Annotated in this window: 26 protein-coding genes; all 26 read right to left on the bottom strand. The window is 38.2% G+C overall.

Features of this window, described 5'->3' with window-relative positions; genetic code table 11:
• Positions 1–20: 20 nt before the first annotated feature.
• The gene (locus tag LKE05_RS13070) at positions 21–1,379 is read right to left on the bottom strand and encodes a DUF6094 domain-containing protein (protein WP_022229547.1); all 1,359 of its coding nucleotides are present in this window, start codon (positions 1,377–1,379) and stop codon (positions 21–23) included.
• Positions 1,379–2,119 carry a ThiF family adenylyltransferase gene (locus tag LKE05_RS13065; RefSeq protein WP_022229546.1) on the bottom strand — a complete coding sequence of 247 codons (741 nt, stop codon included), beginning with the start codon at positions 2,117–2,119 and terminating at the stop codon, positions 1,379–1,381. The genes LKE05_RS13070 and LKE05_RS13065 overlap by 1 nt, the downstream gene beginning before the upstream one ends.
• Positions 2,100–3,563: a Mov34/MPN/PAD-1 family protein gene (locus LKE05_RS13060; protein WP_308457128.1), complete on the bottom strand. Its 1,464-nt coding sequence runs from the start codon at positions 3,561–3,563 to the stop codon at positions 2,100–2,102. Before LKE05_RS13060 ends, LKE05_RS13065 begins: the two co-directional genes overlap by 20 nt.
• A 64-nt stretch (positions 3,564–3,627) precedes the next feature.
• Positions 3,628–4,098, bottom strand: coding sequence for a hypothetical protein (locus tag LKE05_RS13055; protein WP_022229544.1), 471 nt, complete (start codon positions 4,096–4,098; stop codon positions 3,628–3,630).
• Positions 4,099–4,452: 354 nt separating this feature from the next.
• On the bottom strand, positions 4,453–5,412 hold the full coding sequence (locus tag LKE05_RS13050; protein ID WP_022229543.1) for a hypothetical protein: 960 nt from the start codon (positions 5,410–5,412) through the stop codon (positions 4,453–4,455).
• Positions 5,413–5,567: 155 nt separating this feature from the next.
• Positions 5,568–5,918, bottom strand: a complete 351-nt coding sequence (locus LKE05_RS13045) for a DUF3848 domain-containing protein (RefSeq protein WP_022229542.1) — start codon at positions 5,916–5,918, stop codon at positions 5,568–5,570.
• Positions 5,919–5,929: 11 nt separating this feature from the next.
• Positions 5,930–6,142 (bottom strand): hypothetical protein, encoded by a 213-nt coding sequence (locus LKE05_RS13040; protein WP_022229541.1) that lies wholly within the window; start codon positions 6,140–6,142, stop codon positions 5,930–5,932.
• Between the two features lie 18 nt (positions 6,143–6,160).
• Positions 6,161–7,027: a hypothetical protein gene (locus LKE05_RS13035; protein WP_022229540.1), complete on the bottom strand. Its 867-nt coding sequence runs from the start codon at positions 7,025–7,027 to the stop codon at positions 6,161–6,163.
• Positions 7,028–7,029: 2 nt separating this feature from the next.
• Positions 7,030–8,352 carry a hypothetical protein gene (locus LKE05_RS13030; protein WP_022229539.1) on the bottom strand — a complete coding sequence of 441 codons (1,323 nt, stop codon included), beginning with the start codon at positions 8,350–8,352 and terminating at the stop codon, positions 7,030–7,032.
• Between the two features lie 50 nt (positions 8,353–8,402).
• Positions 8,403–8,684, bottom strand: coding sequence for a hypothetical protein (locus LKE05_RS13025; RefSeq protein WP_308457127.1), 282 nt, complete (start codon positions 8,682–8,684; stop codon positions 8,403–8,405).
• A 24-nt stretch (positions 8,685–8,708) separates the two neighbouring features.
• The gene (ybiA, locus tag LKE05_RS13020; protein WP_308457126.1) at positions 8,709–9,158 is read right to left on the bottom strand and encodes a riboflavin biosynthesis intermediates N-glycosidase; all 450 of its coding nucleotides are present in this window, start codon (positions 9,156–9,158) and stop codon (positions 8,709–8,711) included.
• Positions 9,151–9,417: a hypothetical protein gene (locus LKE05_RS13015; protein WP_308457125.1), complete on the bottom strand. Its 267-nt coding sequence runs from the start codon at positions 9,415–9,417 to the stop codon at positions 9,151–9,153. Before LKE05_RS13015 ends, ybiA begins: the two co-directional genes overlap by 8 nt.
• A gap of 11 nt (positions 9,418–9,428) precedes the next feature.
• Positions 9,429–10,973: a VWA domain-containing protein gene (locus tag LKE05_RS13010; protein ID WP_308457124.1), complete on the bottom strand. Its 1,545-nt coding sequence runs from the start codon at positions 10,971–10,973 to the stop codon at positions 9,429–9,431.
• 13 nt (positions 10,974–10,986) lie between these two features.
• Positions 10,987–11,298, bottom strand: a complete 312-nt coding sequence (locus LKE05_RS13005) for a hypothetical protein (protein ID WP_308457123.1) — start codon at positions 11,296–11,298, stop codon at positions 10,987–10,989.
• A gap of 57 nt (positions 11,299–11,355) precedes the next feature.
• Positions 11,356–11,841, bottom strand: coding sequence for a single-stranded DNA-binding protein (locus LKE05_RS13000; protein ID WP_308457122.1), 486 nt, complete (start codon positions 11,839–11,841; stop codon positions 11,356–11,358).
• Entirely contained in the window at positions 11,835–12,059 is a 225-nt protein-coding gene (locus tag LKE05_RS12995; protein WP_308457121.1) for a hypothetical protein, read from the bottom strand. The genes LKE05_RS13000 and LKE05_RS12995 overlap by 7 nt, the downstream gene beginning before the upstream one ends.
• Before the next feature lie 18 nt (positions 12,060–12,077).
• On the bottom strand, positions 12,078–13,424 hold the full coding sequence (locus LKE05_RS12990) for an AAA family ATPase (protein WP_308457120.1): 1,347 nt from the start codon (positions 13,422–13,424) through the stop codon (positions 12,078–12,080).
• Between the two features lie 47 nt (positions 13,425–13,471).
• Positions 13,472–13,984, bottom strand: a complete 513-nt coding sequence (locus tag LKE05_RS12985) for a hypothetical protein (protein WP_022230565.1) — start codon at positions 13,982–13,984, stop codon at positions 13,472–13,474.
• 16 nt (positions 13,985–14,000) lie between these two features.
• Positions 14,001–15,137: a DNA polymerase III subunit beta gene (gene dnaN / locus LKE05_RS12980; RefSeq protein WP_022230564.1), complete on the bottom strand. Its 1,137-nt coding sequence runs from the start codon at positions 15,135–15,137 to the stop codon at positions 14,001–14,003.
• Between the two features lie 15 nt (positions 15,138–15,152).
• Entirely contained in the window at positions 15,153–15,788 is a 636-nt protein-coding gene (locus tag LKE05_RS12975; RefSeq protein ID WP_022230563.1) for a hypothetical protein, read from the bottom strand.
• 9 nt (positions 15,789–15,797) lie between these two features.
• Positions 15,798–18,830: a helicase-related protein gene (locus LKE05_RS12970; RefSeq protein WP_022230562.1), complete on the bottom strand. Its 3,033-nt coding sequence runs from the start codon at positions 18,828–18,830 to the stop codon at positions 15,798–15,800.
• Between the two features lie 368 nt (positions 18,831–19,198).
• Positions 19,199–19,477, bottom strand: coding sequence for a hypothetical protein (locus LKE05_RS12965; RefSeq protein WP_308457119.1), 279 nt, complete (start codon positions 19,475–19,477; stop codon positions 19,199–19,201).
• A 29-nt stretch (positions 19,478–19,506) separates the two neighbouring features.
• A complete protein-coding gene (locus LKE05_RS12960; RefSeq protein ID WP_308457118.1) occupies positions 19,507–19,851 on the bottom strand; it encodes a hypothetical protein in 345 nt (114 codons plus the stop codon).
• 155 nt (positions 19,852–20,006) lie between these two features.
• Positions 20,007–20,444, bottom strand: a complete 438-nt coding sequence (locus LKE05_RS12955) for a YolD-like family protein (protein WP_308457117.1) — start codon at positions 20,442–20,444, stop codon at positions 20,007–20,009.
• Positions 20,441–21,958, bottom strand: coding sequence for a Y-family DNA polymerase (locus LKE05_RS12950; protein WP_308457116.1), 1,518 nt, complete (start codon positions 21,956–21,958; stop codon positions 20,441–20,443). The genes LKE05_RS12955 and LKE05_RS12950 overlap by 4 nt, the downstream gene beginning before the upstream one ends.
• A 155-nt stretch (positions 21,959–22,113) precedes the next feature.
• Positions 22,114–22,815 carry a helix-turn-helix domain-containing protein gene (locus LKE05_RS12945; protein WP_308457115.1) on the bottom strand — a complete coding sequence of 234 codons (702 nt, stop codon included), beginning with the start codon at positions 22,813–22,815 and terminating at the stop codon, positions 22,114–22,116.
• Between the last annotated feature and the right edge of the window lie 230 nt (positions 22,816–23,045).

Here is a 23,045-nt window from a genome sequence, read left to right as displayed (position 1 = left end):
TTTTCCTTTCTTTGATTTATTTACGCTAAGCTCTTAAAGCCCTGCGGCGTTAGTACATTAAATACCATCTTATTTACATGCGTTTGTGACAGTGTATCACCGTTATCATATTTCTTGGTTTCTTTTATGATACGACCTTTCAGAATGTGCGGACTGTCACAGTCAATATAACCGTTTATAAGACCGCTTCCGCCTATCAGTCCGATTTGTCCCGTATTCAACGGTAACAGCGGACGTTTCTCACGCGCATCCAAAACACTTTTCTCAAACAGAAAGTCCATTGACTTCGAGCCTGCAAGCTGGCGTTTTAATTCACCCATATTAAAAACAGCGCCTTTAAATAACTCTACGTTCTTTTCACGTTCGGGGAGTATATAACGCTCGGTTTCCAAGTCGGTGATAGGCGGCATATGCTCTATATCAGATGCAGCCTGTACAAGCTTTTCAACCTTATCACTTCCGTCACTTTTAGGTTTCTTGATACCCATTACTGCTATCTGCCTGAATTTTTTGAACTCATTATCCAAAAAACGAAACATTTGTATATCCTCTATGTTGTCGCATAAAATTCTGCAAATATCGCTTGTCATTCTGTAATACGGAATGATATATATAAGCAGTCCTCCGTCCATAAGATGATAAAGGCTGTCAACAAGGAACTGTTTTTCACTTCTTGCTCTGCTTCCGCCCTCCTGCATAACAGAAAGATACGGAGGATTTAAGAATACCAGATGGAACACATCCCTGCTTATTCTTGAATAAAAGAAGCTGCCAAAACCAACTCTATCAAGACAATTTTCTGCTTCTTCCCCTCGAACTTCATCAAGCTCAATACCATAAGTATCTGCTAATTTTCCGCTTGTCAGCGCACTTAAAGCCATACCGCATCCACAGCACGGGTCAAATGCGTTTATACGCTTTCCATCAGGGAATAATATACCGTTCTTTATATACTTTACATGCTCAATATCTGTTGGATAATACCCTGTACGAACATTATTCATCAGTCTGCCTATAACAGACGCATTTGTAGTTTCGTTGTCAGGAATACTATCAATAAGCGGCTGAATTGCACCGATAAACTTCGTATAGTCCGGTGTCAGTAAATTGAATTTACTTACTGCCGTGTATAGTTTATCCGCGTATGTACTGCAAGTGTCCATATCTGCCTCACAGAAAAGAAGCTTTAAATTTAAAATGTTATCAGCTAATTTCTCTCTGTCTTTTTCAAGCTTCTGATACAGTTCACGCGCCTTTGGAATGTTATTACTCTTTTGGTTTTTCTCAATAGCCTTGCGCTTTACCGTCATACTGTCTATTGCAGATAAAACAGAACTTTTCATAAGCGAAAAGCGCTCTAAAACATAATATTTCTCCATCACCGATTACCTCCTCTTGACAAGAGTGTTTTTGAGTTCATTGTCATTGAAGAAAAGGTAGTCTTACGTACAAGTAAATCACCGCATACAATAAGCTGATACAATATCGACGCGACAATGGTTGATGCAAACAAATTAGCCGCTATACTCTGCGGCGCTGATACGCTTCGCTCAGCACACGAAAGCTCCGTCGGAAATTTCTCATCGCCCTGTAAAATATCAGGGTATATTCCCGCCACAGGCTTTGTTATAGTACGTCCGTTTTTGCGTACTCCGCATACCACCTGTCCCGTGTATTCTCCGTTACCGGAATCTATGTATATGATATTCCGGGTTTCTTTGAATACCTCATGACATAGCTGACGGGAACGGTTATTGTCAACCGCGCCTATTAAAATCACTGTCGGTCCTTGAGAATTGTAATAATAACAATTACTGTCTACAAGCCTTTCCAATGTCTTTTTATCCTCTATGAAATCCGGTATATACTCCGTTTCTATCCCAAACGTGCCTGCATAGCGTTCCGCCATAACCTGAGCTTTGTTTTTGCCTATATCGCACGCGGCAAAATTCTGACGTATAAGGTTCTTTTCCTCGACTATATCACCGTCTGCAATAATGATACGGGCAGTACATCCCGAAGCAAATGCTATACGGTATAAATGCGGAGCAATATATCCGCCTGTACCGCCTGCGCCGATGAGGATAATCTTAAATCCGTTATATCTGTTTACTTTCATCAAAAACACCTCCGTCTTTATACTCTGTCACATTGTCCAGCCATTCGGACGGGAAATCGTCAAACGGATACTCAAACATATCCATAGGATTTATTTCCTCAAACTTACCGCCGACGGAAATACGCATTTTTATATCCGGCAGCATTTTATCAAGCCTGCCTATAACCGTATATATCCGCGTCGCCTTTTCATCTCTGTCGTCTGTTTCCGAAAAGTACGCTTTCATATAATTGTGAGAATGAATATCCATAACATGAATTAAATCATCCTCAACATCAGGCAAAACCGTATCAACAGCCGCCGCGCCTACTTTCTGTTCGGGAACCTTAACGATATATCTTTTATTTTCAGCGTCCCAATATACGTTTACCAGCGCTTCACAGATATTTTTTCTATCCGCAAAATACCGAAAAAAATCGATTATTTCACTCAGCATATCAAATGGGATAAGAGGAAGAGCCGGAGTAAATCCGGCTCTGACTTTCGTTAATCCCCTTATTTTGTTGGCTTTGGCTCTGAATATCCCGATTTCATTCTTGCGTATCTCATACACATTTCCGTCATCGCTCGGAACATATGCAATAGCCTTGCCGCTGTTTAAGGCTTTTTCCTCATTGGAGAATATACCCTTATATACAGGCATCTGTCCTTTTTTCTGCGCTGTAACTGTGGGTATAACCTTACAGGAGAAATCGCCTTTCTTACGTTTGATAGCGGTCAAGAAGTCTTTAGACTCCTCAATAAGCTTCTTCTGTTCGGCAATGGTAGTTTTCGTAGGCTGAGCGACATTCTTTACAACACCGCAATAATCCATTTTCCAGCTTACTCTTTTCCCGTCTTCAAGCTCGGGAAAATCCTCAGCTTTCGCCTTACGAATAGCTTCAAATGTTTGGGATAAGTCTGTAATATCCTCTGTCGCACCTGCGTACTTGAATACCGGCGGCTTATTCAGCAAACCTGTCTTGGTTTCCTCAGCCGCTTTGGTTTCCACTCTGTCGATTTCAGCTTCAAACGGATTTGAACTGCTTTGTTCGCCGCTTTTATCTGATATTTTCTGCTCATCCTGTACATTCGCATTATTATCAACCGCCTTTTCTTTATGTTCTGTTTCCTCAACTCCTGTCTTTTCAGGCTTTTTTATCATCTCCGATTTTGCGGGAGCATCCTCCGACACCCCTGTTTCGGAAACAGCTTCCGTTCCTGTTCCTTCGGCAGTCATTTCTCCAGCTTCTGTGGTTTTTTCTGCTGCCACATCATTGAATGGATTATTATTGTCATTCTCTATATCCACAAATGTATCCTCTGTACCATTTACACCTGCAAATGGGTCATCATTTGCGCCGATATTTGCAAACGGATCGTCTGCCGCACCGACAGCTTCCGTATCGCCTAAATCAAGTTCACTCTGCAATAAATCTTCCATGTTTTTCTTTTCTTCACTCATAATTTTTTCCTCCTTAAATTCTTTGTTTGTTCTTTACCTTTACTTAATTTTCTCTCTAAAAAACTCACGCCGCCTCCTTTGCAAATGCGCCTATACACGCATTTTTATATGGAGTTGTATGTAAAAGCCTTCTCCGCTTTACCACGGGTCGGCTGAGTTTCTTACACACGCTGCCGCATATGTCAACTCTTTCATCAGCGATTACATCACCAAGAGTTAAGCTGCTGTCATTGAACTGATAATCCAAACTAAGTATTTGTACACCTTCATTTCTACTTCTTTCTTCTCCGAAGTGGCTTGCCAGAGCCCAGCGCATAGCGTTATTAGCGATAGTTGAAAACTTATACTGTTTCAAATCATCACGCTCGTCATATTGCTTTACCGCACGCATAAATCTGAATATCACCACATCGTAAAATTCGTCCATCGGCAAACCTCTGTACTTCAGGAAGTCCTCTACTAAATAGTGATGCTCCGCCAAAAATTGTTCTTGTTTCTCCGTAAGCATTCTTCTTTGTTCTGTCTTGTCCTTCATTGTTTTTTCCTCCTTAAAAATAATTTAAAATATAAAAAAATACGCCCAAGAAATTCTTAAACGTATTTATTTTCCGTAATATTTCGTTGTTTTTCCTAATAAAAAACGGCTATGGGCGCACTGTCCCCTTGGACAGAACTCTCACAACCACTTAACTACAACCACTTTAACTACAACCATTTATGCTTTTATTATATATTGGAAAAATGCTGATTACAAGACCATGTGCAAAAAAAATCGGGGTAGAACAAAAAAATTTTATAAAAAAATAAGCGATATGACGGAAAACTTACCGCCATATCGTTTATTATACTATTAATTTCCTTTTTCTGATTTTGAATATACCTAAATATATTATGCTTTTGGTGCTGTCTGCTTCAAAAGCTCCTCATATTTTGACCGTTCATCCTTGCTAATATTCATAGTGTCCATTGCCTGCTCTGCGGTCATTTTTAACTTATCCATCATATTACGTATTGCAATCACTATACCTTTTTCCATACCTTCCGCAAGGCTTTCCTCAATTATACCTTTACTTAAGTTGCACATATCCGTTACCTCCTTATCAAATGCCTGAGTCATTTTAATATCAAATTCATTCTGTAAAATCTGTTTCTTTTCTTCCGGCTCTATCTTCGCTGATAATAATGTTTCCAACAATCTCAGTACATTATTTCCCTTACCGCCCGAGCCGAGACATATCATCACTGCTGTCATTAAGTCATAGTTTTGTATAGGCTCTTTTACATTACCTATTATATTTCTTTCTGTTAATGAATAGCTTGTAATGCTGTCTTGTCTGTTCTTCGGCGGTCTGGCACAAACCCATATTGAATATACTTTCTTTATATCAGCATATCTGGATTGAGTAAATTCCGTTCCATACTGCGCTGAAATCATTCTGCTGCAATAGTATATGCCGCGTTTTATTAAAGGATACCCCGGGTAAAAGTCATTTTGAGCCTCTACATTTATTATTAGCTGAATTAACTCTCCCGATACAGGAGCAGACGCCATAAAGCGAATATCGTATGTAACAGTACCCTCTGTAAGAGTTGCGTCCTCATTCGACAAACCTCGTATTGACGGGTTAGTTTCATCGGGATTTACCGCAACCTCTGCAATCTGAGGCTCACTTTCAATGTATTTCTCCGCTATATCCTGTATATTACTGTTTCGGTATTCTTCAACGCAATCCTTTAATATCCACGCAAGTATTGATTTATCGGCAAGTAAACGTTTACAAGACGCATCTACTGCCGCACCCTTACCAGCGCCGGATATATCCTTTGCCAGAGTATTTTCATATTCCATATATTTTTACCTCCGCTTATGTTTATATAATATCATACTAAACTCGTAATTTCAAGTCACTATTATTATTGTTTACAAATTATTTCAAGTTCTTAAACAGACGGAAGCAGATAATAATATCTGCTATTACCGTCTATTTACTTGTTGATATTATACTAAATCGTGTCGTCTGCAATTAAACCTTCTGTTAAATTATTGACTGCTACGTGTAGTATTTCCATATACGAAACATCTGTTTTTAACCACGCATCATAGCATACAGATAAGGGACATTCAAATTGAAGTAAAAACTTTATCTGTTCCTCATTCAAATAATCCTGCTCCAGCAATGAAAGATATTCGTCATATATCGTATGTTGGTATGCCATTTCCATAACATACTCACTGGGTTTCTTTCTAAGTTCATCGCAAAATTCCATTTTCTCTGCTGATGCCCGCTCATATAACAAGCTCCGTAATTCCTCCGTTGAGAGTTTTTCTAAATCAAGCGTATTAACTTTATTCATTTTGCCCTCCTTTACCACCAGAACAGATGCGGTCTGAGTGTCAGCGTCAGCACCATTATGTAAAACAGCGCCGATATACCTATTTTAAGATACATTGTAATAGGAATATCCCCACACATCACATCATTTGCCGTAGCCACATATTTCTTGCATTCTTTCACATATTTGTTTATATCGCGTATAAACATAATAACCGTTAATATAAATAATACCTTGTAAAACATAAATTTATCCTCCTTGTTTCATTCTTTTTCTGTGTATTTTACTACTTCTTCACGGGCAACCTCTGATATGATGCTATCATAAGCATCCCAAAAGTCATCATCACCGCTGATTTTATCCTTTATTACTTCTGCAACAGAATTATCCTTTAACAGTTGCTCATATTCCGCATCTGATAACAACTCCGTTTCCTTTAACTTTAAAACCTGCGTTCTAAATTGACTAAGCATATCCTGAGAAATCATAGATTCTGATATTTCCGCCATAAACCGTTCCGACATCTTCATCGGCTTTTCCACAATGGAAATGGAATAATGCCTTTCTGAATAATAGCCGTCTATATAGCATTCAAATGAATTTTCATCCGTTTCCTCTATATAATCATCATCATCTTTCCAATCTGGAATACAGCCATCTTTCATTTCTTTTTTTAATTGTTTGAGCATACTTATTTTAGCGCTGTTCAAATCTGTAAATATATCTACATCATGACCGTAATCATCATTTGCCGCCCAGTCTTCCTCAAGAACATACACATTACATTCTTTCGCTTCGTCTTCTATGCTCGAAACAGGTTTCACCATATCCGGCGCTAATATAACGCTGTCAAGACATATGTCATTCAGACTTTTAGGACTGCCGTATATTTGGGAAAATCTTTCTTCAAGCTTTCGTATATCCGGTTCTAATATCGGCGGTTCAAAGGTACAATAGAAATCTGAAGTGTCATTATCGGTTTCTTTATCAGCTTCTCCTATCCGTATTTCGTATATTCTACCGATAAGTCCCTCATAATCACCATTTTCCGTTCCTATAACCTCTTCACCGATAATATACTCGACGCCGTTACTGCACAAACATTTTTCGCCCTGTTTATTTATAATCATAATTATTCCTCCTCCATATCTTCATCAAGACTTATTCCGCGCATTTCAAATACCGCTTCTCTGAACATATCCTCTGCGTTTTCTTCGGTTACATCAGATATAGTACACAAGATTGAACAGCCTTCCATCACGGTCATAACATTATAATCATCAACCGAATAGGAATACAAGTCCTTATATGCCACTTCCTGAAGCAAGCGCATTGTGGTTTCCGAACAGCCCTCAAATGCCGCCTCATCATTGACGAAATTCATAAAGCTGTCATGAAAATCCTCAGTTCCCATATCCACAAGATATTGCTTACACTCACTGCCCAGATATTCAAAGAAACTGCCATAACTCATATCGTCTGCGAGCGCATCCCATATAAGCGCAGATGAAATCTCGTTATACACAAGCTGTCCTCCTGCGGTCGCGTCGGGATTGTAATATACATGTGTAAAACCGCTGTCAGTCTTGAAAAACTTGTCCTTATCAAGCACATCACTATACTTTTCAACAAGCAAACTGTCATTGTACTTTCTCATCTTTTCATTGTTATAGGCGAAAATATAAAAGTTATAATCGCCCATTCCATAAAAACAGCGTATAAAGTATGTATATTTCTCAGTTACAACCTTATAAAGATGTATATCCGCAAACTTGTCCGCAAGCTTAAAGCCGTTATGAAGTTCACATATATAACGCATAGTTGCCCTGTCTTTTAAAATAGGCGTAGGCGATTGCTCTTTCAGATACCGCTCCAGCTCGCCAATTTCCACCCTAAATTCGGTTGTATTCAAAGCATCGGTTCCGTTATGCCAAGTAGTCCAATACTCTGTACCAGACATCCCAAAATCTCCGCGCAAATGACCTATATACCCGCAGTCTTTACTATAACAATCTTGATAAATATATTTCTCATCCTCAGCATTAGCCGCTTCAAGCTTATATTTAGGGATTTCTATGCCTGCCATTTTACACACAACTTCCGAAAAATATTTTAATTGCTTTTTCATATCACCATAATCAAAATATGCAGCCTTTCCCTCGCCCTCCGGTAATTTTTCACCTTTTACCACAAGAGTTAAAAGGCGCGCAATTTCCTTTGTGGAAGGATAACTATTTCTTTTAGGAGTGTTGTTCGTATATAAGCACATATAGGCTTTCTTTGAGTCGCTGAATATACTGCCTATATAAATTGCTTCATAGCCACTATCGCTTGTTACAATAATTGTATCATCGCTCATATAGCCATCAATATAATAATCCTTGTTAATATCATCTTCTGCGATAATTCTGCCTGCTTCCTTGATTTTCTTTGCTAATTCATATATTTTTGACATATTTTTATCCTCATCTTTCTTTTTTACCTTACATAACCATAATACGAGTTTTATCGTAACCTGCTCATAAGAATCTCTCTTCCATTTTCATTTTTAACAACATAGCAAGTTACAAACACTTTCTTATCATAAAGCTCTTCTATTATTGTTCTAAACTTATCAAGAAAGTTCCATGCGTCAATTTCCTTATCAAATTTGTTTCTGGAATATTCTGAAAAACGAATGCTTCCCCCTTCCCGACTTTCTAATATATCTGCCCTAATTCTAAACATATCTTTACAGTAATACGCATCAACACCAAGAACACATGTTCTTATAGTTACGTTACTCATATTTTTTCTCCTCAATTTAATCAGTTACATTTTCCGCAGGTCTGTTGCAAGCAGCTCCGTTATACGCAAAGCTGTGCGGACTTTTACAAGTATTTTGCCGAGATGATTTTCACCAACTTCGTTTACCATACCCCAGAATGTATCGCCCCAGTTATTGCCTTCGACTAATTCCTCATTTCCTGTCGCAAGCAACTTCTGTTTTAGTTCTTCATTCTGAGAGAATTTTGCAAAAACAACCTCAAACATAACAGAAAGCTTTACTTTTTCCCAATCGGAAATCAGTTCTATCTTTTTGCCTGTTTTTTTAGCAACTATCGCCCGCATAGAACAAAAACTCTCCTTTGTCTGCAGGTCTGTTGCCTTTTGTGCCTGAAAAGCTGCCTCTGCATTGGCAAACTTCAATCCTTTATAATATAAAGGACTGTCAGCAAAATTACTTAAAAAAGCATATTCTCCTCTAAAATCACTAATCATTTTCATTCTCCTTATCTTTCTCCGCATTTTCTTTTGAAACATTACCATTAAGCAATTTGGCTTTCTTAATTATACCGTTCTTCAAAAAGAAGTCCGATGTATTATCACAGCCGCGTATGCTTGTTGTAATAATAAATCCGTCTGCTTCATACGAATCACAGATAAGAAGTCCGTTCAGAATATCAGTTGTATTACAACCGCAATCCTGCATGGTTTTCTCATCTATTTCCGCTTCGACTATAATTCGTATTTTCTGCATATTTTTTCTCCTTATCTCCTATCCTTCATAATATCAAGCTCAATATCGTCCTTGCACATCTCGCTCGTTCTGTATATCTTCTTACAGAATTTTTTGAGTGAAAACTCATTATTCTTACCCTTATCAAGCAAAATGCCTGTGACGGTAAATTTATGGCTTGACTGCATTTCCTTGAACTTATCCTCAAATTCATTGGATATATTGCTATTACCGTCAGTTATAAAGACAATATCAGCGTCTTTCCAGTCACCGTCCTGTATTAAGTCCATAGCCTTGTTAAGCGGCATTTCAAAGTCTGTATTGCCGCCGAGAAAGGTTTCCGATGCTTCAAACATTCGCTCACGCATATATGTATCGTCTGCAGGAAATATATGCGTCTTGATTTTATCGGAGAAATGTATCAGCGCAAAATTACGCTTATTATCATGGCAAATCTGCAAAAGTATCATTGCCATAGCCATTCCCCACGCCTGATTATCGCCGTAGGTAGAATACGATTCGTCAAGACATACGATTATATCACCCTTGCCTTTAGATATAGGCTCGCGTCTGCGGTACTGTTTTAGCTGCTTATTCTGATATTTCCTTGCAAATACGGGTATTGTTTTCGGGTCGGAAAGTAATGATAATTCAGACGTCAACGCCCTTGATATGCTGTTGCCTGATGTAATATCATAAACCTCTCCGCGTCCGAACTCATAGCCGTTTTTCTTCTTATTGGAATAAATATCCTTATATCGTCCCAAGAACTTAGCTACATACGCTAACTTTTCAGACTTAGACACACGCTCCAGCAATTCAGAGTTAAACTCGTTCTTCGGCATATTCATATCACCGTTTCCCCAGCTTAGCAGCACAAAGCGTATAGTTTCTGCACTATCCATCGCCTGCGTCAACGCTGACACAATAACCGTCTGTAATTTCCTGCGATTTACATTAGCCGACCTGTCAGCCTGCTTTTGAAGATACGCATATTGTTCACGCTTACTTTTAAGCCTGTTTGCAAGGTTTACCGCCTTTTTCTCGGAGGGTGATGGCTTTTTCATTTCTTGCTTTAGCTGTTTATGAAGCTCGGCGCATTGTTCTGCCATATTCTCCATAGTATTCATGTTTCCGTCACCGCCGGACAAGGCTTTTGCCATACCGTTTAATCTTGGCATAAGATTGCGTATAAACACAATCGCCGCCTCCATTGCAGGCATTTCACAGCCCTCGCACACAGCTTTTCTTGACGCATACTCATCCTGTGTCAAAAGGCAGGACAATATAACCTTATTCACCTTCTTTGCTGTCGGACTTAAATCCTCATCATCAAGCATTTTAGGCGTAATCGTATAAAATGCCTGAAAAACATCGTTGATTAGCTGCTTAATTGACGAAAGATACTGTCTGCCCTCTGTTTCAAATTCTTTAATTTCAGGCGTCTTATCACGAATATCACGGAATATCTCACGTTCCAGACGTGTTGATTTCAGAACATTATCCGAAAACCCTTCTGATATTCTTTCTGATAAAATACCCGAATTTAATATATCTTCTATTGATTTAAAATACATAATTGTTTCTCCCTTACACTAATTCCGACGAATGTTTTCCGATATATTTTACATTTCTGTCCGAGCCGGCATTTTGAGCATAAAGCTCAATAAACCGCTGAACAACAATAGGTAAATTACTTACAGGCTCGGTTATATCCTCAAACTTACCTTGCTGATTTTGCTTTGTGCAGACATACACCTGCTCCCCATCAGCATTTGTTTCAATATCGCCGTTTAGGTGATAAAATCTGGTTCCGCCTGTTCTGGCATGAAATTCATCATCATAAATTAAACCGCATACTACCTTTATTTCTTTTCCCATAATATTTTCTTTTCCTTTCATCAAATTACAGAAAAGGAGAGATGTATCTCTCTCCTTTGTCTGCTATATAGGTGTTATTTAGAATGGCAAGGTGTCCTCGTCAACTTCCTCATCACCGAAATCGCTTCCAAAGCCGGGAAAATCATCAGGAAATCCGTTAGCATCTCCAAAAATATCGCCGGCAGGAACTCCGTCAGTGGTATTGGGTGTTGTATTTGCATTACCTTTAGCCTGTCCGCCCTGTTTCTGAGGCGCATCTGCAAAGCCAACTTCACTCGCTGATACTTCAAAGCCATAATGCGTCACACCGTCCTGCTCCCAATTTCTGGTCTGCAGTCTGCCTACGACATATACCTGCTTGCCTTTGTGGAAGTTACGACCTACAAATTCCGCCGTGCTTCTCCATACTACAACGGGTATAAAATCCGCTTGCGGCTGTGCATCGCCGTATTTCGGTCTGTCTACTGCAAGAGTAAACCAGCCCTTTGATATCTGCTTTTCACCTATTTTTCTCACTTCGGGGTCTTTTGTCAATCTACCCATAAGTATAATTTGATTTAACATGCTTCTTTCTCCTTTTCTCTGTATAATTCCATAATCTTGTTATATATCTGAACACTGTTACGATTTGCTTTCGTTAGCTGCTTCAGCGTTGTTTCGCTCCTGTTTTTCTCATATTCATTCTTTAGCTCAGCGCGCTGTTCACAGCATTGCATATACAAATCCAATAACAGTGGGAATACAATTTTACTACTCTGCTTATCGTAATAAGACAAATCCATACTTTCATCTCCAAACAATTACGCTGACTGTTCGTATGTTTCTCTAAGCGGTACAACAGTAAAGCCTTTCTGCTCATACACTTGTTTGCTTAAACTTTCAAGCTGTTCATTGGCTTCCTTCACCTTATCGCGGTCTGTATCAGACGTACATTCAAGCTTCTGTAATTCAGAAAATACGCGTACAAGCTCCGTTCTTGCTTTTGCAAATGCGCGGTTGTTTGTACTATTACTCTGAAAATCCTCAAATGCTTCATCTGCCATAGCAATAAGGTCGTTAATACGGCTCTGTATCGGGTTATCGCATATTTCCGTCAGCACAGCGGATATTGTGTCACGCTCCGCAGGTGTTGTCCAGAAATAGTTTTTGAGTATCATCAAATCCTCCACCGATACCGTATCGTGTCCGTTAATATATGCCGCCGCCTGCACAATAGGCGTAAAATTAAAGAATTTACGGTCAGAAATATGTATTTCTTTTCGTCTTAAGGTACACAGAATATCGTCCATAAGCTCGTTGATACTGTCCGGAACCTTAATGCACTTAACCTCGTTCTGCATTTCGCAAAGCTCTCTCAGCGTAATCGTTGTCAGATTAGCATTTACAGCAGGCGTCTGTTTCTGCTTCAGAATAGCCTGTCTGTTTGCTTTTTCCGCAACATACTCCGTTACAACTTTGAGGTCAAAACGGTCATATAACGGTTTTAAAATCTGATTCTCCGGCTCGGAGAAATCAGGAATTTCATTACTTGCCGAGAAAAACGATATTGCGGGAATATTCATTGTCTGTCCCTCATTCGTATATACGCGCTCATTAAGCGCCGTAAGCAATGAATTTAAAATACCGTCGTTTGACTTGAAAATCTCATCAAGGAATATAATATGGCTGTCAGGTATCTTGCCCTCCGTTATTATTTTAGGGGCGGTATCCTTAACAGCGCAGACAATTTCCTTTATAGCGTTAAGCTCTTTGGCAAGCTTATTCGCTTTTTCAAGACTTTCAGCCTTTCCGTCTATCTCGTACTGCTCATATGCTTTCTTAACTTCATTAAGCTTCACGCTGTATGATGTGTCTTTTTCAAGCTCGCTGTGAGGCATATTGCCGGGAATAATACTTGACAAATCAAGCCTGCCGAACAACTGCTCCTCGTCCGTCTGCTTTGACATAAGACGCTCAAACTGCTTCGCGCCTGTTATGCGCTTACGAAAAGCGTTTATGCAATACGATTTAGCCTGTCCCGTATCACCGAGTATAAAGAGATTCTTCTTTGCAAGCAAAGCGACTGCTATACACTGTATAAGCTCGTCGCGTTCCGCCGCCTCCGTTGCCACTTCATCCATTACTGCCTTAATTTTTGTGTTATTCATCTATTTTTCCTCCATATTTTTGTTTATGTATTACAGAAACATTGCAATCAGCACTTACGAAGCAATGTATGTATCCATGTACTTGTATCTTCACTGTCAACCATTTTACAATAATATTTGCCTGTTCGATGGTCGTATGCATACTGTGTTGTATATGTATCTGAATACATTTCAGACATACAAAACATCTCAACACCATTAACAGTACACCAATACAATGGCGGTAATACATTAAGCGCATCTTCATATTCTTGCTCTGTGACCCGGTTCAGTTTGCCTGAAAGAATACGTTCCCTTTCTATTTTCTGAAATTTATCCGTTTCCATAACTTGAAAACCTGCTTGTATTTTTACTTCATTTTCTCTAATCCGAGACTGCAAAAATTGTTTTCGCTTTTCATCCTTGCTTTCTTGAAGTGAAGCTTTCAGATGTTTCAAGTCATTCGTATAATACTGATTAGCGCGCTGTATTGCTTCATCTGCCGTTTCGCCTTTTTCTGCAAATCCATAAGTCGTCATTGTGTCCATTTCCACAATTACCAATTTATCATCATACATCATAATTAGTCTCCGAAAATTACGCAGCCTTTTTAGCTTTTGACACTGTTTTCTTAACCTTACGCTTTACTTCACGTTTGCGCGTATTCACAAGCATATACTCACTCAAGCCATTGGAAACGTATAAAATTCCGCCGTTTGTTAAATGAATATCCGCCTCTGTTTTAATTACTTTCGCCATATCCGTGAAATGCTTAGCGTTATAGTAAAACTCGCGTCCTGCGCCGTCTGTGATTTCTGCCGGAATGTCTACCTCAGTTGAGGCTTCTGTGCTTTCTACTGAAATATGTATGCTGTTTTCATTGAATTTCATTGTCACAGGTGCAACATCTTCACCGAAATTTGCAATCATTGATACAGTTTCTATCATAGTCTGCATATCGTCCGCCTTTACTCTGGCAACAAGCTTTTTATCCTTTGCCTCTAAAAGACGGCTAATGTCAAGAAACGGCTCATATATTATTCTCGTTGAAAACAACATGTCCGGTTTTACAAATACCACTTTCCCGTCACTTAGTCCGATTTGAAGCTCATCCTTATCCTCTACTGCGCTTGCCAAATAAAAAAATGACTGTTTGGGAATAGTAACAGACAGCTTTCCGCCACACTCGCATTTGTTTTCCGTAACAGTCAATCTACTTATATCACATGACGCGGCTCTCACCGTATCCGAATATATATCCAAATGTATTCCTGTTAATGACGGCTTTTTATCGTCACTTCCAACTGAAACAGATGTTTTGGAATACAAACTGCATATACCCTTGATTTTTAACAAGCTATCGGGATATGGAATATTGATTTGCGGATAATTCCTCGCTTCAATCACAGGAATGTCGTAACGACAATTACCGCTTTTTATACCGAGCAGTTTGCCGTTATACTCCAGAATAATATTATCACCGCTCATACGGTCTGTAATATTCAAGAACATCCGTGCGCTTACAACAAAACTTCCGCCTTCCTCAATATTAGCCTTGAATTTGCGTTTTATTGAAGTTTCAATATTGCTTGCTGTAATATACATAAAACCGTCGTCCTCGTTACATTCCACCAGAAATCCTCTAAGTTCCATCTGTGAATGCGTCTGCGGAACAATCCTTATCATAGATTTTAGATAGTCAAACAAGACGTTTCTGTTAATTGTTACTTTCATTTATTCCTCTTCCTTTCAAATCTTTTCTAAAATACCGTTATCAAGCAGATACATTCCAAAATTATATTCGGTTTTGGTTATATGATATACATATCCCCGTGCTTTATCTATCATTTTGCACAGCATATACTTGCCATTTTCACATTTAGGCAAGTAATCATTTCTAAGCTGAAGTATTACAAAATTCTTTCTGCTCATATAGTTTAGCTGTACTATATCATGACACTCCGTATCTTCATCGGGCTTATGTATTCTATATACAAACTTTTTCTGTAATACCATTTGAATTTTTCCGCATTGCATAGGTGCTTTACCATCTAAGAAACCGTATAAATCGCATTCCTTTTCGAGTATTGCTTCCTCTTCTTTGCGCTTTTTCTCCTTCAGCTCTAACTGTATTTTGTATTCTGCTTCTCGTTTCTGACGCTCATTATACTTGACTACATATTCCATCTGTTTAGACAGAATATCGTGCATATCTGCCTCAGTTACAATATCGCATCCTGCAAAGTCCTCTCTTGCAGGCTCGGGATAATTTGAATTTACCAGATAACATTCTCCCAAATCGTGATATGTTTTGCTTCCGACAATTTCTTTCTTTTCACCAAATTGCGTATAAAAGGTCTGTCCGAATAAATATGTGCTAATCATTTTTCCTCCTTAACTTGCAAGCAAATCAAACAACGAAATCTGGTCAGGATCATCATATTCAGCTTTACTATGCCGTTTTTTGCTTGAAAATGCGGCTGAAACACTGATTTCTACCTCTGTATGAACTCTTACAGGCGGTATATACAGCTTCAATTTTTCCTGATTATCTGTCTTGACCTCTTCAACATTGTTTTCGTCTGCTTCTGTGATTTGTGTTTCTTCTGTTCTGTCATGAATTATCGCCATCTTCTTAAAGGCTTCGGATAAATCATCAACCTCAGATTTAATTCCAAGCGTCAATTCCTTAGCAAGAAGAGTCGTCATATCTCTGCATTCACTCATTGCCGCCAAACCTTCGTCTGACAAATTACCCTCTATAATAGTGGCAACAGCCAATTTTGACGCCATCAGCTTTAATGCGCGCTCCTGCATAACTCCTTTATAATAGAGCATATACACCTCAATTCGCGGCGCTGTCTGATTTATTCGCCACGAGCGACGTGAGCTTTGACGGAAAGTAAATAAGTTATAGCCGATATTGTAATACACCAGCGTTGTAAACGCATTCAAATCCAAGCCTGTTTCCACAAGCGACGGATTTGTTATAAGTACGTCAATACCTTTTCTGACCTTATCCTCTACCCATGTTTCACGCTTATCTGGCGGAATATTAACACGCAGAATTTCCGTTATGTATCCTTTTTCGGATAACAGATTTTTTAGTTTTTCCTGTGTATCAAGCCGTACCCAATTAGTATAAATCAGAACACGCTCACCGTTTTTGACCTTGCGCTCCACAATATCAAGCGTTGCTAAGTCCTTTTCGCTTAAATCTTCTGGTGCTGCTGTATCTCTCGGTGTTATAATTGGATTTTCTTTATCCTTATAAATCGGATGTATAACAGGGTCTTGATTATACGGTTGTTCGGGATATGTCGATAAAAGCTGAAGATATTTTGACATAATTTTTTGTGATGCTTTCCTATCATTACGCATAATGCTGACAAGTGCATTTTCTATTCTGTCATATTCCTTCTTAACTTCATCACTCAGTGATAATTCAATAGGTATTTCCTCATAATCAGGCAAAGCCTTACCCATATCATTAAGGGATAAGAACACCGCCGATTCAATAAGAAACCTTGAATATACCAATGGAGAAACACCCGGTAACTGACGTTCACGCACTTTAGAACCTCGCGAACGGCTGTTCTCGTTGTACTCACTGACTTCAACCTCGAACACTTCCTCTGTAACTCCGTACTCGCTGTTAAATGCAGTAGGATTATCGTATGCCTTGTTATCAGCAAGCATAAGATTTGGCGCAATACGGTAAAGCAGATAGAAAATACCGCTTGAATAACCGTTTACAAGAGTTGCCGTCATACCGATGACTTTCTTACTGCATCCTACAAGGTTAGCCATTGCATTGCCTTGTCCGCTGTCGCCCTTGTACTGATGTAATTCATCGCATAAAAGTCCGTCAACTTCCTTTATATGCTCAGCAATATATCCGCTTAAAGTATAGCGTCTATATCCTCCGAGCGCCGGAAATATCATATCAGGATTAGAGATAATATCATTCAATTTTTCTATGACTTTTTTATCCTTAGTTCTTTCTAAATGCGAATACGCAAAATCACGGTACACATACCCGTAATTGCCTATCTTCACCCATTTATTATGACGTAAAGAATAGTCATCAGGATTATATGCCGTCCATAAATTCGCACCGCATTCCTCACACTTATGATTTTTGTTATTTTCTTTCTTAAAAAAGAATTGATTTACTTTTACTTTGTACTTAGTACCGTCATCGTTTAATTCTTCCATTATCACAGCGCCGCAATCAGGACATATATATGCGCCTTTTCCTCTGGAGTACCGCACGGCTGGACGCTTCATATATCCGTCCCTTGCGCGTTCCTTTGACAAAATAACATATACTGTACTGTTGTTTTTGGTGTAATCCTTATACACCGCCTGCAATTCAGTAATATTATGAATTACAGCCGCCTTTGTGTTTGGAAGTGTTTCATAAATCTCACGAACCCATTTTCCTGTAACATGTGATGGTGACAGCACTACATTAAAACTTTTTTTACCGTTCTGATATGCCGCCAGCGATGCCGAGCCGATTTTGGTCTTGCCGCTGCCGCATTCTGCAATTATCATTGCAACCTTTGCTTCATCAAGCCTGCGTTTGACTGCTTCTGCCACAGCAAGCTGAGCAGGATATAACTCATACCCCGTATGGCTTTTCAAATATTTGTTGATGTCTTTCAGTATCGGACATATATCCTCTGTTGCAGGATCATACAACGGAGTAAACGAATCTTTGATACGTTCTGCAATTACAGTTCCGTATTCCTGCAAGTATTTTGATACTGAATTGATGTCTTTGAAATCGTTTTGTGATTTGTCTGCATTCGGTATTGATATAGCTCCCGAAGCAAGACCTCTGTTCACAATATCAATAACGTCCTTTTCATCATTACGCATACGAAGCATATACGCGTCAAAGCTCTGTTCTATTGACAAAACTTCAAGCGGTATCAGTATTTCGTTTTTGATAAGCTCATCAATGATGAAATCCTTAAATTCGGGAATAAGTGGTACAGAAATCTTTTTATCAATTTCTTCAAACAGCGCATCCCTATCATTTTCCTTACAAAAAATGTACTTCTTTTGTTTTATGCTCTCCTTTCTTTTTTCTTCGTCCTCTTCCGTATCCTTTTTTTCATCATCAAGAGCTATAAGCATAGCTTCTGCATACACACCGTCGTGTGACAGCTTCCTGCGGCATTGCTTTTTCTGTGTACTGATAATTACACGGTGCTGCTCAATTTCAGCCTCTACTGCAATTCCTCCGTACATAGCATCGCTCATACCTCTGACTTGCTCAGGATACCCGCCGAACCGGATAGCCACCATGCTGCGTTTGCCGTTTTCTTTATGATACACAAGAGTATCAGAAAAACATTTCAGCAATATGTCTTTATCATGATGGATTATCGGTACTAACTGAGGTAGTTTCCTCATTTCTGCATTTTCCTCCTTACTTTAAATTTTTATATGAAAAAAACACAAATCTACGCTAAAAAGCAATATACTTGTGTTTTGTTTCCGTAATATTTAATTGTTTTTCCTAATAAAAAACGGCTATGGGCGCACTGTCCCCTTGGACAGAACTCTCACAACCACTTAACTACAACCACTTTAACTACAACCATTTATGCCTATATTATATATTGGAAAAATGCAGATTACAAGACCATGTGCAAAAAAAATCGGGGTAGAACAAAAAAAATAAAGAGATATGCGGAAATTATATTCGCATACCTCTTTACATCACAAAAATTCATTTTATATAATCCTTATTTTTGTAAAATCTAAGTTTTAATCATTAACTACTCTATATCATCCATATCTAATGCACCATTAGCCATCATATTTTGAAATGATGTATATTTCTTTAATTCCTCTGCTGCTTCACTGCCGCAATACTCTTCTATCGTTTCTGTAAAAGATTGAAAAAATATCATATCCATTTCTTCATCGGTCAGTCCCATATCAATCATTCTTTTAAAGAGTGCTAAGCCTATTAAATCGCGTTCAGAATAACCATCCTCTTTCAGCTGTTCAATTTCTTCATCACTGAATATTTCCCTAACCTCTTTTGGATACATAAAATACTCCTTTTCTTTTACATATACTTCTAATCAAGCTTTTCTATATCAAGCACTATCCTCGTTATCTTTGTATAACGGATATGATAATTCCCGTATTTTTCATAAGCATCCCAAATACAACCGTTTAGATGTTTTAACTCCTCGTTATCTGTTATAGTGCGTCGAAATCTGCCAAAACCTATGTATGAAGGAAGTTCGTTTACATACATCTCCTGTCCGCCTCTCAATGCGCATGGTATATCAAGACTAAAAGTAATTAGACATATTAAAGACACACACGCAATAAATATCGTTACTCCTAAAGTTTCGTTGTCCATATCGTCATCTTTTATTCGTTTCTTCCAAATAAAAAACAAACTGATGACTAACACAATAAATGAACCAATCAAAAAATCCAGTATATCATATAACCCTCCAAAATAATTTTCTCTTCTGTAAATTTATTTCTTATTCCTAAGTTTTAATATAATAATTATATCTCTTTCTTGTAAATTCGTCAATTATTATATTAAACAAATATACAGTATTATAACAATTCCGTAAACAAATCACTTTCCACACTGATAATATCGTCAAATTTAACTGTCGTTCCATCGGTCATCTTAATCTGATTGTTATATACATCAAGCTTTTTTACCGTTCCTGTAATTGTCAGGTATTCGCCGCCCTTTTTTTTCGTATCAGGGTTAAAATATGTTATTGATACCAACGGCTTATTATCCAAATGTTCAGCAATCATAAGCAATTTTTCATTTATTAAAGCCTTTTCGCTTTCGTCAAGCTCTATTTTAGCATCTGTAATCCGCGCTGTTTCCTTTACCGCGTCTCCATAGCACGGAAGCGCAGCGAATGGCGAAAACTGCGCCGCACGGTCAATCATAGACATGTGCGAATGTGTAATAGATTTATGATGCGGCAGATTTATAATATCATCATATTTATTGGAATGATTCTCTGTATTCAAGACTTATGACCTCCAATCTGCCCGTTGCGCTCAATCGTAGTAGCGCCTTCTGCAAGGTTCATTCCCTTTATAATGGCGTTTTTACCGTATTTCTTTTTTATATCAAGAATGGCTTTCTGGACATTCTTTTCATCCTGACGTTCTTTTTCCTCTGTCGCCCTCTGTTTTTTGACCTCTTCATAATCTGTAAATAAATCAAGCTGTTCAAAAGCAGGCTTCATCACGGTTTTTTCATCAATAACGTGATTAGCCACAATATATGCACGTCTGATAAACATATCCTTATTAACTATTCTGTCATATAGCTTCATAGCAGCATTTACTATATCTTTTGTGGAAGATGTTTTCTGCTCCAGATTTATTGTACCGTGTGCATGCTTTGGGACTTTTCTTCCGTAATAATCTGTAGTAACCTCACCTTTATATGCTTTTCTCTTATCAGCAGTATTCAAGTTTTCTATATCATATCCCACTGTTAAAACAATTTGGTCTGTCACCAACCCTTTATCCACCAAATCAAGCGCAAGCAAATCCGCCATTTCCCGAACAATGAGCTTTGCCTTATTAAAATCATACGGACAATGCAATACCTGTCCCGAGCCAATACTGTTATTACTCGGCTTATATGCTTTTATATCTGCCATAGTACACGGTTCATAGCCCCATGCGTGGTCTATGAGAAGCTCCGCGTTAATCCCGAACATCTTATACAGTAAATCCTCGTTATAGTAATCAGTTTTCTTTCCTATCGAACAGCAGGCAATATCGCCCATTGTCATTAAACCGATTTTCTCTAATTTCTTTAAATATCCTCTACCGACACGCCAGAAATCAGTGAGCGGTCTATGATTCCATAGCAGTCTGCGATATGACATTTCATCTAACTGAGCAATCCGCACACCGTTCTCGTCTGGCTCAACGTGCTTTGCTACAATATCCATTGCAATCTTCGCAAGATACAAGTTTGTGCCTATACCTGCGGTTGCCGTAATACCCGTTTCCGACAGAACATCTTTAATCATTTTCATTGCAAGCTCGTGAGCTGTCATTCCATATGTATTGAGATAACCAGTAACGTCAATAAACACCTCGTCAATGGAATATACATGTATATCCTCCGGCGCAATATATTTGAGATAAATGTTATAAATCCGCGTACTGTATTCTACATAATGCGCCATTCTCGGAGATGCGACAATATACGAAATTTCAAGATTCGAGTTTTGATTGAGTTCAATATCATTATGTGATGAACCACTAAAAACGCGTCCGTCAGCATAATTTAAACGCTTAGCATTAGCGGCTTTCACCTTTTGAATTACTTCAAAAAGTCTTGCTCTGCCTGATAGACCATATTTTTTTAGCGAAGGCGTAACTGAAAGACAAATTGTTTTCTGTGTACGGCTCTCATCCGCCACTACAAGATTTGTTGTCAGAGGGTCAAGACCGCGCTCAACGCATTCTACTGAGCCATAAAATGCTTTCAAATCTATTGCAATATATGATTTTTCCATATCTTATGCCCTCCGCTTCATAATTTATATACTTAGATTATACAAGAAAAAAACATATAAATCAATATTATACTACAAAAGATAATATAAAAAAGAAATACTATTATCCTTAACTCTAATAGCATTTTCTTTTTTACATAAACAATGAAATAAGTCTATTTGGTTCTTATATTCACACGTCCCACAGCAATGTTTTTGGCTTCAATCCCCTTATCATTCAGCTTGCTTTCAAGTTCAGATGCAATACTTTCTGCCACCTTAATTTGCACACAGGTATATGTCTTTTTGTACTTGTCACCAAATACATCACCTTTTATTTCTATAAATTCGTCCGAAATATCATCATCTAATATATTATATTCTTCACGTATCGACTGCATTTCCGATGGCGTTATCTCACGACCTACTTCAATGTTAAAACCCTGTCTCGGCACACAATTATTAATCATGTATATTGTGTTACCAAGGTCTTTAAATTCGCAGTGTCTTCTCACTTGTATCAACTGCTGATTAAGCGGTATTTCCTGTGATAATTTTCCCTTGATAGCATAATACAATCCATCATTTTCAATGATTACTCTGTTCAATCCTGTGTCATAAGATATGTTATCAACAACGAGCTTTCCGTCTTCCCACTCAAATTCGCTATCATTTATATCCTCCGGCGGATTCACAAGTTCTTCTACCGTAGTACCAAGAATTTCAGCCATTTTGCATGATGTTACCGTTGCAATGCTTTCAATGCATCGTTTTCCATTTTCCAAGCTGGAAATATACTGTTTAGGTTTACCTATTCGGTTTCCAAGCTCCTCTTGTGTCATTCCTTTTTCTTTCCTTAATTCCCTTATGGTTTTCATTGTCATTCCTCCCTAAATCTATATTCCCGTTCACTTGTACTGTTGTTAGTATTGTAACATAATTATATTACTTCGTCAAGTTTTTTCTTTTAATTGTTATATAAATATATTACTTTTGTCATTATGCCATTCAAGAAGGTAAAATATTTGTCATATAAAAACAAAGGATAATACGGGATTATCATTTATTCGATAGAATATGGCGATAATACTGATAATGTATTTGTGAA

Origin of the sequence: Hominilimicola fabiformis (assembly GCF_020687385.1) — a bacterium.
Lineage (GTDB): Bacteria > Bacillota > Clostridia > UBA1381 > UBA1381 > Hominilimicola > Hominilimicola fabiformis.
The sequence above is the reverse complement of the archived record's forward strand: the minus strand, read 5'-3'. Positions and strand labels throughout refer to the sequence as shown.